The following is a 16,571-nucleotide window of genomic DNA, read 5'->3' on the forward strand; positions in this document are numbered from 1 at the left end:
TTCGGACACCTCCACACCGACCACAACAACCGAGCAAAGCCTTGCCAAACGGCAGCGGCTTGACATAGGAGAAACGCGTGGGACGGGGCTTCTGCGGGTTGTTCGTCGCGGTCGTGTTCGTTTTGACCACCGGGGTCGCGCCCGCAGCGGCCGACGACCCGACCGTCGACCAGCACCATCCCTATTTCAACGAGGACGAATACCAGGCGTTCTACACGCCACCGGATCCGCTGCCGCCGAGTGAACCCGGCGATCTGGTGCGCACGGAGCCGTCGCGCCTCGTGCTCGAGCCGTCCGGGCAGCTCGGCATGATCATGGCCGAGGGTACGCGAATCATGTACCGCAGCAACGACGCTCGTGACAAGCCGAACGTCGTCACCGGCACCTACTTCGAACCGCACAACCCCTGGCCGCATCCGGGACCGCGACCGCTGATCGTCTACGGTCCGGGCACTCAGGGCCAGGCCGACCAGTGCGCGCCGTCGCGGCAGTTCAATCAGGGCATCCACTGGTCCCCGTACCTCGACATCGCGTTCAACTACGAGGAGCTGTTCGTCGCGACGATGGTGGCGCGCGGGTTCGCGATCGTCATGACCGACTACGAAGGCCTGGGCACCCCGGGGCTGCACACCTACGCGAACCGGGTGTCGCAGGGGCACGCGATGCTCGACGCGGCGCGCGCGGCCAAGAACCTGCCGGACACATCACTGGCCCCCGACGGTCCGGTGGCGTTCTGGGGGTACTCGCAGGGCGGGGGTGCGGCGGCGTCGGCGGCGGAGATGGCCGAGTCCTACGCCCCTGAACTCGACATCGTCGGCAGCTACGCCGGGGCGCCGCCGGCCGACCTGAAGGCGTTGTTCCCGTTCATCGACGGCAGCATGCTGGTGGGTGCGGTGGGTTACGCCCTGAACGGTGTCATCGCCGCCTATCCGGAACACGAGGCGGCGATCCGCTCGAAGCTCACCCCACGGGGCGCCGACCTGTTGTTCAAGACGCAGGATCAGTGCGTCGCCGAGACGCTCACAAAATTCATGTTCCGCCGCCTGCAGCCCTACTTCAACGAGGACATCCTCGCCGTCGTTCGGCAGGAGCCGTTCTCGTCACTGTTCGACGAACAGAAGCTGGGACGCACGAAACCCAATGCGCCGGTACTGATCAACGCCAACCGGTTCGATCCGCTGGTGCCCTGGGCGGCGGCGATGCAGATGGGGCGTGACTGGTGCGCACAGGGCGCCGACATCGAGGCGCGCACCAACGAGCAACCGCCGTTCCTGAACAAGGCCATGATCAACCACGGTCTGCCCATGCTGGTCGACGGTGAACCCGCGATGCAGTGGATCGCCGACCGCTTCAAGGGTGTGCCGACCGCGCCGAACTGCGGACGATTCTGAGTCGCCGAACCTGACGCGGATCTGACGGTCGCGTTGGGACGCGGTTAGCCGAATCACGCCTGGGGTAAAGAACGCTCACACTCCCCGACGAGAGGCGAACGATGAGCGGATTCCGCGGCGATGATCAGAACCACGACCACGACTCGGCGACGACGTGGGTGGCCGGGGTGAATCTGATCTCGCACGCCAGCGTTCGCGCCGCGGTAGCCCGACTTCAGGATGAGCACGCAATCACCAACCCGGACAACGCCTTCGACGCCCTGTACCGGGTGTCGCGTCGGTCGGGCGTCAAGCTGCGGCAGCTGTCGGCCGCGGTGCTCGACGGCGCCGCGATCCCCGTGGGCAAGGCGCCCGCCGCTCCCGCGCTCTCCTTCTCCCTTCGCGGCCGCGGCGGACGGCCCCATCCGTCCGACGTGCTCGCCGATCTCACCACCACCGCGCTCGAACTCACCGGCGCCCAGGGTGCCGTGGTCCAGGTGAAGGACGCCATGCACGGTGGCCTGTGCATCGAGGGGCACGCCGGACTGGGCGAGCAGTATCGCCACCACTTCAGCTACGTCGACGACGGCGGCTCCGCGGCCGGTCGCGCCACCGCGCGATGCGAGGTCGTCCGCGTCGACGACGTGTCCGTCTCCCCGCTCTACAGCCTCGGCGATCAGGCCGTGTTGGCCGCCGAGGGCGTCCGCGCCGAACTGGCCGTGCCCATGTGCGACGAGGACGGCACCAACCGGGGCGCGGTGACCGTCGTGTTCGGCGCCCGCCATCCGAACATCGACCCATTCGCGATCGAGATGCTGCACGGCCACGCCGATTCCTGCGCGCAGTGGTTGCGGTGGTACGACGCCACCGTGCTGCCCGCCCTCGTGGCCGCCGTGCACGAGGCGGCCGCGGCCTCCGCTGAAGAAGCCGTCTCCGCCTGATCCCCGACGTTGGTGAGGCTTACCTTCTCGGGTAGGTTCAGGCCACGCTCCGGTCGTATCGGCGGCCGGTGATCTCGGAAGGAACTCGCCGGATGTGGCCTTCAATCGTGCGGGTGATCGGTGTGGCAGCCGCTGCCGCAACCGCGCTCTCGTTGTCGTCGTGTTCTGACAGCGGCGGCGAGGACGAGTCCAAGCTCGTCGTCTACTCGGGCCGCAGCGAGGAACTGATTGCTCCGCTGATCGAGAAGTTCAGCAGTGAGACCGGCATCGAGGTCGAGGCCCGCTACGCCAACTCCGGTGAGCTCGCGGCGCAGCTGCTCACCGAGGGTGAGCGGTCCCCAGCCGATGTCTTCCTCTCCCAGGACGCCGGCGCGCTGGGAGCGGTCTCGAAGGCCGGTCTGTTCGCGCCGATCGCCCCCGACACGCTCGCTGCGGTGCCGGTGACCTACTCGGCCGCCGACGGCACCTGGCTCGGAGTGTCCGGCCGAGCGCGGGTCATCGTGTTCAACCCGACGCTGGCCCCGAACGCCCCCGACACCATCGACGGTCTCCTCGCGCCCGAGTGGAAGGGCAAGATCGGATTCGCCCCGAGCAACGCGTCATGGCAGGCGTTCGTGACCGGTCTGCGCGTCATCCGCGGCGACGACGGCGCCGAACAGTGGTTGCGCGCCTTCAAGGCCCAGGAGCCGCGCGCCTATGAGAACAACGTCGCCATCCGTGACGCCGTGGATTCCGGGCAGATCCCGCTGGGGCTGGCCAACCACTACTACCTCTACGAGTTGATCGACTCCAAGGGCGCCGAGGCGGTCACCGCCGAGAACCGCTTCATGGCGCCGGGTGACCCGGGCGGACTCGTCAACGTCGCGGGCGTCGGCGTCCTCAAGACCGCCCCCCATCCGGCGGAGGCCCAGAAGTTCGCGGCCTACCTGGTCGGGACGTCGGCCCAGGAGTACTTCGCGAACGAGACCGACGAATATCCCCTCGTCGCGGGTGTCGCGTCGAAGGACGGCATGCCTCCGCTGAACAGCCTGCAGCCGCCCGCGGTCGACCTGTCCGACCTCGACGACCTGGAGGCCACCCAGGAGATGCTCGTGTCCACCGGCCTCCTCACCAAGTAGGTCGTGCGCACAGCACGCACCCGGGCGCCGCTGCTTCTGGTGGTGCCCGCTGTGCTGGTGGTCGCGGTCACGCTGCTGCCGCTGGTCTACCTGGGTGAGCGCGCCCTCGAGCGCGGCTGGTCGTTCGTGGTCGACGAGCTGCTCCAAGCCCGGACCCTGCATCTGGTGATTCGCTCGCTGGCGCTGGTGGGGACGGTGACTGCGGCCTGCGTGCTGATCGGCGTGGCGATGGCGGTCCTGGTGACCCGCACCGACCTGCCCGGCCGCCGCCCGCTGGCGGTGATCCTCACCCTGCCGCTGGCCATGCCGAGCTATCTCCTGGCCTATCTCTGGGTGTCCGCGGTGCCCGCGGTCGCCGGTTTCTGGGGGTCCGCGCTGGTGCTCACCCTGGTCAGCTTCCCCCTCGTCATGCTCACCACCGTGGCGGCGCTGACGCGGGTGGACCCCGCACAGGAGGAGGTGGCGCGGTCGCTGGGCCTCGGCGGTGTGGCGGTGCTCTTCCGGGTCACCCTGCGGCAGGCCCGCGCCGCGATCGCCGCGGGCGCGCTGCTGGTCGCGCTGTACGTGCTCAGCGATTTCGGGGCGGTGGCCGCGATGCGCTACGAGGCGTTCACCTGGGTCATCTTCGGGGCGTACCGGTCGGGGTTCAATCCCGCCCGCGCAGCGGTGCTGTCGCTGGTGCTCCTCGCGTTCGCGGTCGCGCTGGTGGTCGCCGAGAACCGGGCCCGCGGCCGGGTCGCCGCGGCGCGGATCGGCGGTGGCACGCCCCGCCCGGCGCCGGTCAGCCGGCTGGGACGATGGTGGCCGGTGGCTGCGCTCGCGCCGGCCGCGGTGTTGGTGGCCGCGGCGGGGGTCCCGGCATGGGAGCTCTCGCAGTGGTTGCGCGGCGTCGGGCCGCGCTGGGACGCCGGCGAGTGGGCGGCGGCCCTGGGCGCCACCGTGTGGCTGTCGGCGAGCGCCGCCGCGGTGTGCACGGTCGCCGCGCTGCCCCTCGGTGTCCTGGCGGCCCGATACCGCGACCGTGCCACCCGCGTGCTGGAGGGCGGGAGCTACATCGCGCACGGTCTACCCGCCATCGTCGTCGGGATCTCGATGGTCTCTGTGGGAGTGGTGCTGCTGCGCCCCATCTATCAGGAGGCGCCACTGCTCATCGCCGCCTACGCCGTACTTCTGGTGCCGCTGGCGGTGGGATCGACCCGCGCCGCGGTGGAATCCGCGCCGATCCGCCTCGAAGAGGTGGCGCGCACCCTGGGGCGTCGACCGCTGCGTGCGTTCACCGCGGTGACGGCGCGCGTGGCGGCCCCCGGCATCGCCGCGGGCACGGCCCTCGTGCTGCTGACGGCGATGAAAGAACTGCCGGTGACACTGCTGCTGCGGCCCACCGGCACCGCCACCCTGGCCACCCGGCTGTGGGATTTCAGCTCGATCAGCGACTACGCCTCGGCGGCGCCCTACGCGGTCGCACTCGTGGCCTTCGCCGCGCTGCCGACCGCGGTGCTCGGGCTGTGGAGTTCCGGTTGGCGGGACGTGCGCAGTGATTGAGCCGTCGGGTGTGCGGGCGGTGGGCGTGCGGAAATCCTTCGGCGCCCGCACCGTGCTGGCCGGAGTCGATCTCGACGTTCCGGCAGGGACCATTGCCGCCGTTCTGGGACCGAGCGGTTGCGGGAAGACCACGTTGCTGCGGATCCTCGCCGGATTCGAGGATCCCGACGCCGGTGAGGTCCTGATCGCCGGACAGTCGGTGGCGACGCCCAACCGCGTGGTCCCCGCACACCGAAGGCGCGTCGGCCTGATGCCGCAGGAGGGCGCGCTGTTCCCGCATCTGAGCGTGGGGGACAACGTGGCATTCGGCCTGCCGCGTGCCGGAGCCGCCGACAAGGCGAAGACCGTGCGACGCTGGCTCGATCTCGTCGGCCTGGACGGGTTCGCCGATGCCCGTCCACACCAGCTGTCCGGCGGTCAGCAGCAGCGGGTGGCGCTGGCCCGCGCACTGGCTGCCGAGCCCCGCGTGCTGCTGTTGGACGAGCCCTTCGCCGCGCTCGACGCCGGGATGCGGGTGCGGGTGCGGGAGGAGATCGCCGAGGTGCTCCGGATCGCGGGCACCACTGCCGTCCTCGTCACCCACGACCAGGCCGAGGCGCTGTCGCTCGCCGACTCGGTGGCGCTGCTGATCGACGGCACCGTCGTCCAGCAGGCCGCACCGGTGGAGCTCTACGATCGTCCCGCGACACTGGCCGCCGCCCGATTCGTCGGAACCACCGTCGAGATAACCGGTGAGTGCCGGGACGGCACGGTGCTCAGTGCGCTCGGAACGACGCCCGTGCGCCTGTCGGTCCCCGAGGGGCCGGTCGTCGTCGTACTGCGGCCCGAGCAGCTGCGCCTCGTACCGCCCGGGGAGGGCACCACCGCGACGGTGGCGGCCCGTCGCTTCTACGGCCCGGACTCCGTTGTCCGCGTCCGGTTGGCCGACGGACAGCACCTCGACGCGCGGACGGTGGCCGGTGCGGTCAGCCACGCGGACGGCTCCGTGGTCGGGGTCGCCGTGGACGGCCCCGTGCTGGCCTACCCGCAGCGCCCGCCGGTGACCGGAGAAGACTGACCGTGGCGACTCTCATAGACCACCTCGCCGCATTCGGCGACCGGCCCGCGATCATCGCCCCCGAGGTCGAGCTGACCTACCGCCAACTCGCCGACCGCGTCGCCGCCACGGCCGAGGCGCTCGGTCCGCGCCGCAGACTGGTCCTGATCGAGACCCGCAACGAGATCGGGACTCTGGTGCCCTATCTCGCCACGCTGGCCGGCCGGCACGTCGCCTTGCCGGTGCCGCCCGACCGTCACGCCGATGCCATCGTGGCCACCTACCGACCCGACGCAACGGTCTCGCGCGACGGCGACATCGTGGTGCTCGGGGAGCCCACCGCGAGGCTGCACGACGATCTCGCGCTGCTGCTGAGCACCTCGGGGAGCACCGGTTCCCCGAAACTGGTCCGGTTGTCCCGCGACAATCTGCTCAGCAACACCGAAGCCATCGCGAGCTATCTGAGTATCGACGAGAACGATTGTGCGCCAACGACGTTGCCGATGTCCTACTGCTACGGCCTGTCAGTGGTGCACAGCCATCTGCTGCGTGGGGCGCGGCTGTTGCTGTCCGACCGCTCCGTGATCGATCCGCGGTTCTGGGAACTGTTCGTCCAGCACCGGGCCACCTCGTTGGCCGGGGTGCCCTACACCTTCGATCTGCTCGACCGGACCGGCTTCGACACCATGTCCCTGCCCGATCTGCGCTACGTCACCCAGGCGGGCGGCCGGCTGGCGCCGGACCGGGTGCGGCGCTTCGCCGATCTGGGCGCAGCCCGGGGCTGGGACCTGTTCGTGATGTACGGCGCCACCGAGGCGACGGCGCGGATGGCCTATCTGCCGCCGCACCGCGCGCGCACCGACCCGACGTCGATCGGACGTCCGATCCCCGGTGGCGAGTTCGACGTCGCGCCGATCGACGGGTGGGCCGATCCGGGGGTGGGGGAGCTGGTCTACCGCGGACCCAACGTGATGCTCGGCTACGCGCAGCAGCGCGACGATCTGGCGCTCGGCCGGTCCGTGACCGAACTGCGCACCGGTGACGTCGGCCGGCGCCGCCCCGACGGGCTCTACGAGGTGATCGGCCGCAGGGACCGCTTCGTCAAACTGTTCGGCCTACGCGTCGACCTGCAACGCGTGGAGGCCCTGCTGCGACAGGCCGACGTGCACACGCAGTGCACCCACGACGGCCGGCGGTTGCTGGTCGCCGTCGCCGGCAGTCCCACCACGGCACCCGACGCCGCCCGCGTGCGTGCGCTCGCAGCCGAGGCCGCGGGTGTCCCCGCCGATGCGGTCACCGTGGTGCCGGTGGACGAGCTGCCGATGCTGCCGTCGGGCAAGCCGGATCATGCGGCGGTGCGGGCGGCAGCAGCCGCGGCCGAGCCATCGGAGCCGAGCGACACCGATATCCGCCGGCTGTTCGCCGACGTGTTGCACTTGGACCCCGGGCAGATCCGGCCCGACGCCACGTTCACCGCACTGGGCGGAACGTCGCTGAACTACGTCACGATGTCGGTGCGGCTGCAGAGTCTGCTCGGCCGACTGCCGTCCGGCTGGCCGGACGTGCCGGTGGCAGACCTGGAACGGCAGACGGCGACCGCGGCGGCTCCGTCTTCCCGCCTGCTGTCCGGAACCGTCGAGACCAGCGTGCTGCTGCGCGCCCTGGCGATCGTGCTGATCGTCGGCTCCCACGCCGAGTTGTTCGAACTCTGGGGCGGCGCCCATGTCCTGCTCGCCGTGGCCGGCTACAACTTCGCGCGCTTCGGGCTGTTCGCGGGGCCACGGCCGGAACGGATTCGCCGGCTGCGCACGACCATCGCCTGGATCGCGCTGCCGTCGATCGCGTGGATCGCGCTCGTCATGACGTTCTCCGACGATTACCACGCGTCGAACCTGTTGCTGGCCAACAAGATCCTGGGTCCCCACGACAGTATGACCGCGGGTCGACTGTGGTTCATCGAGGTCCTGGTGTACACGCTGATCGCGCTGACTCTGCTGTGTGCGATCCCCGCCGTCGACCGGTGGGAACGCCGCGCGCCGTTCGTCTTCGCCGCGGTGTTCCTGGCCGGCGGCGTCGCGCTGCGATACGACGTCCTGGGGCTAGAGCTGGGGCAGCAGGCCTGGTTCACCTACACGGCCCTGTGGTTCTTCGCCGCCGGCTGGGCCGCGGCCAGGGCGCGCACTACCGTCGAACGCGCCGTCGTGAGTGCGGTCATGGTCGTCTGTCTGACCGGATACTTCGGCGACGGTGTGCGCGAGATGCTGGTGCTCACCGGTGTGCTGTTGCTGATCTGGCTGCCCGCGTTGCGCTGTCCCCGCTGGACGGTGGCCGCGGCCGGGGTGCTGGCGGAGGCGTCGCTCTACACCTATCTGACGCACTTCCAGGTCTACCCGCTCTTCGAGGGTCACCCCCTGGTCGGCGTGACCTGCGCGCTGGCCGTCGGTGTGCTCCTGTCGTCGGTGATCGCGGGCCTGCGCCGTCGGCGTGCCGCCGGAACCGGTCTCGCCCTGACCCCGCTACGCTCGCCGCGTGCTCATCGCGATAGAGGGCGTCGACGGGGCCGGCAAACGGACGTTGACCAACGGACTGCGGGCGGCGTTCGAGGGCGCCGGCAGGTCGGTGGCGACGCTGGCGTTTCCCCGCTACCACCGGTCGATCACCGCTGATCTCGCCGCCGAAGCGCTGCACGGTGCACACGGTGACCTCGCCGATTCGGTGTACGCGATGGCGGTGCTGTTCGCTCTGGACCGCTCCGGCGCCCGCGACGAGATGGAGCACCTGTCGGCCGCGTACGACGTGGTGATCCTCGACCGCTACGTCTCCTCCAACGCGGCCTACACCGCGGCCCGGCTGCATCAGGACGCCGACGGGGAGGCGGTCGAGTGGGTGCGCGCGCTGGAGTTCGATCGGCTCCTCCTGCCGGTGGCCGACTGGCAGATCCTGCTCGACGTGCCCACCGCCCTGGCCGCCGAACGCGCCGAACGCCGTGCCGAACAGGAATCCGACCGGGCCCGTGACTCCTACGAGCGCGATGACGGTCTGCAGCGACGCACCGCCGCGGTCTACACCGGGCTGGCTGCCGCGGGCTGGGCAGGCGGCTGGAAGGTCGCCGGACCGGACGTCGACCCGGCGGCGCTGGCCGCCGAGTTGACCGGGCGCTGACCGCCACTGGAACCCTCCGCAAGCCCGAACGCGAAACGCCCTGCGTGGTAGCCGCGTTTTATCGCGATCTGGTGACACCATGGACACCATGAGGCAAAGGATCCTGGTCGTCGACGACGACCCGTCGCTGGCCGAGATGCTCACCATCGTCCTGCGCGGAGAGGGTTTCGACACCGCCGTGGTGGGCGATGGCACCCAGGCGCTCACCGCCGTGCGCGAACTGCGCCCGGATCTGGTGCTGTTGGACCTGATGCTGCCCGGGATGAACGGTATCGACGTGTGCCGGGTGCTGCGCGCCGACTCCGGCGTCCCCATCGTCATGCTGACCGCCAAGACCGACACGGTCGACGTCGTGCTGGGCCTGGAATCCGGGGCCGACGACTACGTCATGAAGCCGTTCAAGCCCAAAGAGCTGGTAGCTCGAGTTCGTGCCAGGCTGCGGCGCAACGAGGACGAACCCGCGGAGATGCTGTCGATCGGCGACGTCGAGATCGACGTTCCGGCCCACAAGGTCACGCGGCTGGGGGAGCAGATCTCGCTGACGCCACTGGAGTTCGACCTGCTGGTGGCGCTGGCACGGAAACCGCGCCAGGTGTTTACTCGAGATGTGCTGCTCGAACAGGTGTGGGGCTACCGGCATCCCGCCGACACCCGTTTGGTGAACGTGCATGTCCAGCGCCTCCGGGCCAAGGTCGAGAAGGACCCGGAGAATCCGCAGGTGGTGTTGACCGTTCGAGGAGTGGGATACAAGGCCGGACCTCCGTGACACCAGCCGTGGACCGGTCGCCGTGATCTGGGGGTCCAGGCGGCGCATCCACCGGCGGTCGGCGCCACTGGTGCGCGGGCTGGGTGTGCTCGGCCGCGCGCTGAGTCTGGCGTGGCGACGCTCGCTGCAACTGCGGGTGGTCAGCCTGACCCTGGGGCTCTCCCTCGCCGTCATTCTGGTCCTCGGCTTCGTGCTGACCAGCCAGATCACCGACCGCATCCTCGAGATCAAGGTCAAGGCCGCGACCGAGGAGATCGAACAGGCCCGCAACACCGTCGGCGGCATCGTCAGCGGCGAGGAGACCCGTTCCCTCGACAGCAGCCTGCAGCTGGCGCGCAACACGCTCATCGACCGAAAGTCCGACGCCGGTGCGGGTCTGGCCGGCGCCTACGACGCGGTCCTGGTGGTGCCCGGCGACGGCCCCCGCGCGGCCACCGCCGCCGGTCCCGTCAGCCAGGTCCCCGAGGCGCTGCGCGACTTCGTCAAAGCCGGTCAGGTCAGCTACCAATACGCCACCGTCACCACCGACGGTTTCTCCGGTCCGGCACTCATCGTCGGCAGCCCGACCTCCACGTCCAAGTCCCAGGTCACCAACCTCGAGCTGTACCTCATCTTCCCGTTGAACAACGAGGAGTCCACCATCGCGCTGGTGCGCGGGACCATGGCCACCGGCGGCGTCGTACTGCTCGGTCTCCTCGCCGCAATCGCCCTGCTCGTCGCCCGCCAGATCGTGCTGCCGGTGCGGTCCGCCTCGCGCATCGCCGAACGCTTCGCCGAAGGCCACCTCACCGAACGGATGCCGGTCCGCGGTGAGGACGACATGGCCCGTCTCGCAGTGTCCTTCAACGACATGGCCGAGAGCCTGTCACGCCAGATCACCCAGCTCGAGGAGTTCGGAAATCTGCAGCGCCGCTTCACCTCCGACGTCAGCCACGAACTGCGGACACCGTTGACGACGGTGCGGATGGCCGCCGACCTCATCTACGACCACATCCACGACTCGACCGACGACCCCGACCCGGGGCTGCGGCGGTCCACCGAGCTGATGGTCAACGAACTCGACCGGTTCGAGACGCTGCTCACCGATCTTCTCGAGATCTCCCGGCACGACGCGGGTGTCGCCGAGTTGTCCGTGGAATCGGTGGATCTGCGCTCCATCGTGCGCAGTGCGCTGGACAACGTCGGGCATCTCGCGCAGGACGCCGGCGTCGACCTCATCGTCGATCAACCGGAGAACGAGGTGATCGCCGAGGTCGATCCGCGTCGGGTGGAACGCATCCTGCGCAATCTGATCGCCAACGCCATCGACCACGCCGAGCGCAAACCCGTCCAGATCCGCGTCGCCGCCGACGTGGACACCGTCGCCGTGACGGTCCGCGATTACGGCGTAGGGCTGCGCCCGGGTGAGGAGAAGCTCGTGTTCAGTCGCTTCTGGCGATCGGATCCGTCCCGGGTGCGCCGCTCGGGCGGCACCGGTCTGGGCCTGGCGATCAGCATCGAGGACGCCCGCCTGCACCAGGGCCGGCTCGAGGCCTGGGGCGAACCGGGCAACGGCGCCTGCTTCCGGCTCACCCTGCCGTTGGTGCGCGGCCACAAGGTGACCACCAGCCCGTTGCCGCTCAAGCCGACCGTTCCCGACGCGTCACCGGGGCGCTCCGCCCGGGACCGCCAACCCGCCGAGGAGAAGGTGTGAGACGCCTGCTGGCGGCGGTCCTGCTGCTGGTGCTCGCGGTGACCGCATCCGCCTGTGCCGGGGTGCCGAGTTCCTCTGCGCCGCAGGCGATCGGCACCGTCGAGCGGCCTGCGCCACCGAGCCTGCCGAAACCGACGCCCGGCATGGATCCCGACGTGCTGCTGCGCGAATTCCTCAAGGCCACCGCCGATCCCGCCAACCGCCACCTCGCCGCGCGGCAGTTCCTCACCGAATCGGCCTCGAGAGGATGGGACGACGCCGGCAGCGCACTGCTCATCGACCGCGTGGTGTTTGTGGAAACCCGCGGCGCCGAACGCGTCTCGGTGCAGATGCGCGCCGACATCCTCGGCTCGCTGTCGGATGTGGGGGTGTTCGAGACCGGTGAGGGCGCGTTGCCCGACCCCGGTCTGATCGAGCTGATCAAGACCTCGGACGGATGGCGCATCGACCGCCTGCCCAACGGGGTGTTCCTGGACTGGCAGCAATTCCAGGCCACCTACAAGCGGAATACGCTGTATTTCGTCGACCCGACCGGAACCACCGTGGTCCCCGATCCGCGCTACGTCGCGGTCTCCGATCCCGACCAGCTGGCGACCGAACTGGTCAGCAAGCTCATCGCCGGACCCCGGCCGGAGATGCTCAACACCGTCCGAAACCTCGTCGGGTCGCCACTGGGGCTGCGCGGTCCGGTGACGCGCGCCGACGGCGGCAAGACCGGCATCGGCCGCGGATACGGCGGGGCGCGTGTCGATCTGGAGAACCTGTCGACCACCGATCCGCACAGCAGGCAGTTGCTGGCCGCCCAGATCATCTGGACCTTGAACCGCGCCGGTATCAACGGACCCTATGTGCTCAACGCCGACGGCGCGCCGCTCGACGACCGCTTCGCCGACGGGTGGGAGACCTCCGACGTCGCGGCCACCGATCCGGGCGCCTTCCCCGGCGCCGCGGCGGGTCTGCACGCGCTGATGGGCGGCTCGCTGGTGTCGCTGGACGGGCAGCGGGCGCCCCGGGTGTCGGGATCCTTCGGTGAGGCGCCCAACCAGGTGTCGGCGGCGATCTCGCGCAGCGGTCAAGACGCGGCCTCGGTGGTCGTCGAGCGGCCCGGCGCCCCCGACGTGTCGGCAACGCTGTGGATCGGTCCCCTCGGCGGCCCGGCCGCCCAGGCGCTGCAGGCGCGCAACCTGTCCCGGCCGAGCTGGTCGCTCGAGGACGCGGTGTGGGTGGTGGTCGACGGCAACAACGTCGTCCGGGTCCTGCAGGACGCGTCCGGCCAGGCCGCGCGGATTCCCGTCGACACCGCGCCGGTGGCCGCCAAGTTCCCCGGCCCGATCACCGAATTGCAGCTGTCCCGCGACGGCACCCGCGCGGCGATGGTGATCGTCGGACAGGTCATTCTCGCCTCGGTGGAACAGATGCCCGGCGGCCAGTACGCGCTGACATATCCGCGCCGGCTCGGATTCGGTCTGGGTGACAGTGTGGTCTCGCTGTCCTGGCGCACCGGCGACGATGTGGTGGTCAGCCGCAAGGACTCCCAGCACCCGGTGTCCTACGTCAACCTCGACGGAGTCAACTCCGACGGCCCCAGCAGCAACCTCGCGATGCCGGTGACGACTGTGGCCGCCAACCCGTCGACCGTCTACGTCGCCGACGCCCGGGGGGTCGTGCAGCTGTCGGCGGCGACCGCGGAGGGGGTTCCGTCGTGGACCGAGGTGCGGCCGCTGATGACGCCCGGGACGCTGCCGGTGCTGCCCGGCTGACGCGCCCGGTGCCCGTCACGTCGCGCTGACGCCCGGAATCCGGCCCGCGCGGAACGCCTCGACGAAGTGCCGGTGATCGTCGCGCACCACCACGGCGTACTCCAGCGCGAAAGAGACCAGATCCGAGACGAATTCGTCGATGCCGTCGCCGATGGCCGCGACGATCGCGTCCTCGGTCTGGAACGGGACGAGCGACTGGTCGCTGTCGGAGTCGCTGACGCAATGGACCTTGGCGACCGCCCGCCCGAGTTGCTCGACCACCTCGGCGAGCTCGGCGGGTTCGGTCAACTCGGTCCAGTCGAGATCGGCCTCGTACGGCGAGATCTCGCTGACGACGAACCCGGTGCCGTCGATGTCGGTATATCCGAGCAGCTGGTCGGCGTGCGCCTGCAGGGCGCGCTGTGAGACCGCGGTGCGATGGCCGTGGTGCTGGAAGTACTCGTGGACCTCGCGGTCGTCGACGATGCGGCTGGGCGCGGCCACGTTGCCCTGCTTCATCGACAACACGACGTCGTTGTCGAGCGCCTGGTTGAACCCTTCGATGAGCACGGTGTAGCTGGGCAGGCCGGCACTGCCGATGCCGAACCCCGTCTTGCCGATCACGTCTTTGACGTCGTAGGTGATGCCGTGGAACTGCTTCGGTCGCGGGATGGTCTGCAGATAGCGCCCGAAGGCCTCCTCCACCTTGTCCCGCTCCGCGTCGTCGAGTCTGCGGACGCCGGGCAGATCGCGGAAGCGGCGGTCCCATTCATCCACCACCGTCATGCGGTTGAGCATCTGTGCGCGGGTCGACATCCTCGCCGACTGCAGCGCCGCCAGCACCGCGCCGCGCGCGGTCTGCAGATTCAGCGCGAACGACGCGTCGGCGTCATGCTCGGTGAACCACCGCACCTGATCGACATATGCGTGTGCGAAAGTCGTTGTCAGCGCTGCGATCTCTTCGTCCGACAGCGCTTTCTGCCAGCACAGCAGCGCCAGGCTCGCCACGAACCGCTGCAGGTCCCAGGTGAAATGCCCCACGAACGCCTCGTCGAAATCGTTGACGTCGAAGATCAGCACGCCGGAGCCGTCCATGTAGGTGCCGAAGTTCGCGGCGTGCAGATCACCCTGGATCCAGACCCGCCCGGTGCGTTCGTCGGCCCACCGGTCCGGCCGCGCGGCCACGTCGGCGTAGAACACGCAGGCGCTGCCCCGGTAGAACGCGAAGGGGTCGGCGGCCATCTTGCGGAACTTGGTCCGGAACGCATCAGGGTCCGCCGCCATCAGATCCGAGAACGCGTCGACGAGGCTGTCGACGATGAAGGATTCGCGTTCGCTGCCGGTGCGCATGCCGCAGTGTTGCCCGTGGCATCCGGTTCCACGCCCTTCGGCCGTCGGCTCCCTGCGAGTTGTCGGAGCCCCGCGCGACACTGGCCCCGTGCTCGATCTGGTGCTGCCTCGCGAATGCGGGGGTTGCGGCGCACCCGGGGTCTCCTGGTGCGGCAGCTGCGCCGGGGATCTGGCGGTCCGCGACGATCAGCCGCACGTCGTCATCCCACGGATCGATCCCGGCGTCCCGGTGTTCGCCCTGGGCCGCTACGCGGGGCCGCGCCGTCGCGCGATCGTCGAACTCAAGGAGCACGGCCGCAGTGATCTCGCCGCGGTGTTCGCACCCGCGCTGCGGCAGGCGCTGACACACCTGGCGACCTGGGGAATCGTGGACGGCGCGGTCGCACTGGTGCCCGCGCCCACCCGGTTCCTCGCGGCGCGCCGCCGCGGCGGTGACCCGGTGACGCGGATCGCCAGAGCGACCGGGCGGAAGGTGATCCCCGCGCTGCGCACGCGTCCGTTCACCCGGGATTCCGTGGGTCTGTCGGTCACCGACCGGGAGCGCAACATCGCAGGCCGCATCCGGCTGACGGCGCCGCCCGGCCGGGTGGTGCTGCTGGTCGACGACGTCATCACCACCGGCGCGACGGCCGCCGAATCGGTCCGGGTGCTGCAAACCGCCGGCGCGGAGGTTCCCGCAGTCCTCACCCTCGCGTACGCATGATCTACGGCCGTCGATTACCTCGGGATCAAACCGGCGTGAAGAACTCGAAACAGGTCCGGGAATCACTGGCCGACCGCGTGAACAACGACTACCGTCGGCCTTAACCAGCCGTGAACTCCACGGTGGGCGCTCAGCACGAAGCGCCACTTCGCCGCACAACGGTAGGAGGTGAGTACTCGACACCTTGCGCCGGTGGGCTGCGGCCTCCGTTTTCTCGACCGCACTCTCATCGGCGCGTCTCGTGATTGGTCCCGGCACGCCACCGGCGTGCGATGCGCAAGAGAAACGAGTTGCACAGTATGTCAACCCATTCCATCGAATCCGACAGCACTGCCGTCATGGACAGAGTGGTCGACCCCGAGCGTTCTTCCACCGAAGGTGGCTCGGCCGACGTCGTCGTCAAGGGCCGCAACGTCGAGATCCCCGATCACTTCCGCACCTACGTCGCCGAGAAGCTCGCGCGGCTCGAACGATTCGACCGCAGCATCTATCTCTTTGACGTCGAACTCGACCACGAGAACAATCGCCGTCAACGCAAGAACTGCCAGCACGTCGAGATCACCGCGCGCGGTCGCGGACCCGTCGTGCGCGGCGAGGCCTGCGCCGAGAGCTTCTACGCCGCCTTCGAGGCCGCGGTGAGCAAACTCGAGAACCGGCTGCGTCGCAGCAAAGACCGCCGCAAGATCCACTACGGGGACAAGCGTCCCGTCTCGGTGGCCGAGGCGACCGCCTTCACCGCGATGCTCGATGAGTCCGCACCCGCACCCGTCGACGAGGAAACCCGGATCGACGGCGCCGCTGTCGACGGGGCGGTCCTCGACGATCACGAACCCGGCCGCATCGTCCGCGTCAAGGACCACCCCGCCACCCCGATGACCGTCGACGACGCGCTGTCCCAGATGGAGCTCGTCGGTCACGACTTCTTCCTGTTCCACGACAAGGAGACCGATCGGGCCTCGGTGGTCTACCGCCGCCACGCCTACGACTACGGCATCATCCGGCTGACGGAGCCGCCCGGCTGATTCCGCGCCCACTGCTCGGACACGAGAACCCCGCGACCACCGCGTCGCGGGGTTCTTGCGTATCGGGGGCCGGACTTATGGCCCGGGGAATCGGCGTTCCCAGGTCCGGCCTCTACCATGGACGACGTT

13 protein-coding genes are annotated in these 16,571 nt (G+C 69.7%); 12 read left to right on the forward strand and 1 reads right to left on the reverse strand.

What is annotated here, in order from left to right; translation table 11 throughout:
- The first annotated feature begins 77 nt into the window (after positions 1 to 77).
- From A5757_RS04325 to lpqB, 10 genes are all read left to right on the forward strand, one after another.
- Complete coding sequence (locus A5757_RS04325) at positions 78 to 1,391, forward strand: lipase family protein (protein WP_066828991.1); 1,314 nt, start codon at positions 78 to 80, stop codon at positions 1,389 to 1,391.
- Between the two features lie 101 nt (positions 1,392 to 1,492).
- On the forward strand, positions 1,493 to 2,311 hold the full coding sequence (locus A5757_RS04330) for a GAF domain-containing protein (RefSeq protein ID WP_066828993.1): 819 nt from the start codon (positions 1,493 to 1,495) through the stop codon (positions 2,309 to 2,311).
- A gap of 92 nt (positions 2,312 to 2,403) precedes the next feature.
- The gene (locus A5757_RS04335; protein WP_066828994.1) at positions 2,404 to 3,429 is read left to right on the forward strand and encodes an iron ABC transporter substrate-binding protein; all 1,026 of its coding nucleotides are present in this window, start codon (positions 2,404 to 2,406) and stop codon (positions 3,427 to 3,429) included.
- A 3-nt stretch (positions 3,430 to 3,432) separates the two neighbouring features.
- A complete protein-coding gene (locus A5757_RS04340) occupies positions 3,433 to 4,971 on the forward strand; it encodes an iron ABC transporter permease (RefSeq protein ID WP_066828995.1) in 1,539 nt (512 codons plus the stop codon).
- A complete protein-coding gene (locus tag A5757_RS04345) occupies positions 4,964 to 6,028 on the forward strand; it encodes an ABC transporter ATP-binding protein (protein ID WP_066828997.1) in 1,065 nt (354 codons plus the stop codon). The genes A5757_RS04340 and A5757_RS04345 overlap by 8 nt, the downstream gene beginning before the upstream one ends.
- 2 nt (positions 6,029 to 6,030) lie before the next feature.
- Positions 6,031 to 8,673 (forward strand): AMP-binding protein, encoded by a 2,643-nt coding sequence (locus tag A5757_RS22670; RefSeq protein ID WP_231983883.1) that lies wholly within the window; start codon positions 6,031 to 6,033, stop codon positions 8,671 to 8,673.
- Complete coding sequence (locus A5757_RS04350; RefSeq protein WP_231983887.1) at positions 8,582 to 9,169, forward strand: dTMP kinase; 588 nt, start codon at positions 8,582 to 8,584, stop codon at positions 9,167 to 9,169. The genes A5757_RS22670 and A5757_RS04350 overlap by 92 nt, the downstream gene beginning before the upstream one ends.
- Before the next feature lie 79 nt (positions 9,170 to 9,248).
- Positions 9,249 to 9,935, forward strand: coding sequence for a two-component system response regulator MtrA (gene mtrA / locus A5757_RS04355; RefSeq protein ID WP_066828999.1), 687 nt, complete (start codon positions 9,249 to 9,251; stop codon positions 9,933 to 9,935).
- A 22-nt stretch (positions 9,936 to 9,957) separates the two neighbouring features.
- Positions 9,958 to 11,628 carry an MtrAB system histidine kinase MtrB gene (gene mtrB, locus A5757_RS04360; RefSeq protein WP_066829001.1) on the forward strand — a complete coding sequence of 557 codons (1,671 nt, stop codon included), beginning with the start codon at positions 9,958 to 9,960 and terminating at the stop codon, positions 11,626 to 11,628.
- The gene (gene lpqB / locus A5757_RS04365) at positions 11,625 to 13,388 is read left to right on the forward strand and encodes an MtrAB system accessory lipoprotein LpqB (RefSeq protein ID WP_066829003.1); all 1,764 of its coding nucleotides are present in this window, start codon (positions 11,625 to 11,627) and stop codon (positions 13,386 to 13,388) included. Before mtrB ends, lpqB begins: the two co-directional genes overlap by 4 nt.
- A gap of 15 nt (positions 13,389 to 13,403) precedes the next feature.
- Here lpqB and A5757_RS04370 read toward each other — a convergent pair whose 3' ends face one another.
- Positions 13,404 to 14,717, reverse strand: a complete 1,314-nt coding sequence (locus tag A5757_RS04370; RefSeq protein WP_066829005.1) for a DUF2252 domain-containing protein — start codon at positions 14,715 to 14,717, stop codon at positions 13,404 to 13,406.
- A gap of 88 nt (positions 14,718 to 14,805) precedes the next feature.
- On the opposite strand from A5757_RS04370, the gene A5757_RS04375 reads away from it, so the two are divergent.
- Both A5757_RS04375 and hpf read left to right on the forward strand, forming a co-directional pair.
- Positions 14,806 to 15,420, forward strand: coding sequence for a ComF family protein (locus A5757_RS04375; protein WP_066829007.1), 615 nt, complete (start codon positions 14,806 to 14,808; stop codon positions 15,418 to 15,420).
- Positions 15,421 to 15,719: 299 nt separating this feature from the next.
- Positions 15,720 to 16,442: a ribosome hibernation-promoting factor, HPF/YfiA family gene (gene hpf / locus A5757_RS04380; protein WP_066829119.1), complete on the forward strand. Its 723-nt coding sequence runs from the start codon at positions 15,720 to 15,722 to the stop codon at positions 16,440 to 16,442.
- The last annotated feature ends 129 nt before the right edge of the window (positions 16,443 to 16,571 follow it).

The organism is Mycobacterium sp. 852013-51886_SCH5428379 (assembly GCF_001665575.1).
Classification (GTDB): Bacteria; Actinomycetota; Actinomycetes; order Mycobacteriales; family Mycobacteriaceae; genus Mycobacterium.

Bases quoted from the DNA above. Each gene is read 5' to 3' on its own strand.
- A5757_RS04370 (WP_066829005.1), bottom strand. From the start codon at position 14,717: ATGCGCACCGGCAGCGAACGCGAATCCTTCATCGTCGACAGCCTCGTC.
- A5757_RS04330 (WP_066828993.1), top strand. From the start codon at position 1,493: ATGAGCGGATTCCGCGGCGATGATCAGAACCACGACCACGACTCGGCG.
- A5757_RS04335 (WP_066828994.1), top strand. From the start codon at position 2,404: ATGTGGCCTTCAATCGTGCGGGTGATCGGTGTGGCAGCCGCTGCCGCA.
- mtrA (WP_066828999.1), top strand. From the start codon at position 9,249: ATGGACACCATGAGGCAAAGGATCCTGGTCGTCGACGACGACCCGTCG.
- hpf (WP_066829119.1), top strand. From the start codon at position 15,720: ATGTCAACCCATTCCATCGAATCCGACAGCACTGCCGTCATGGACAGA.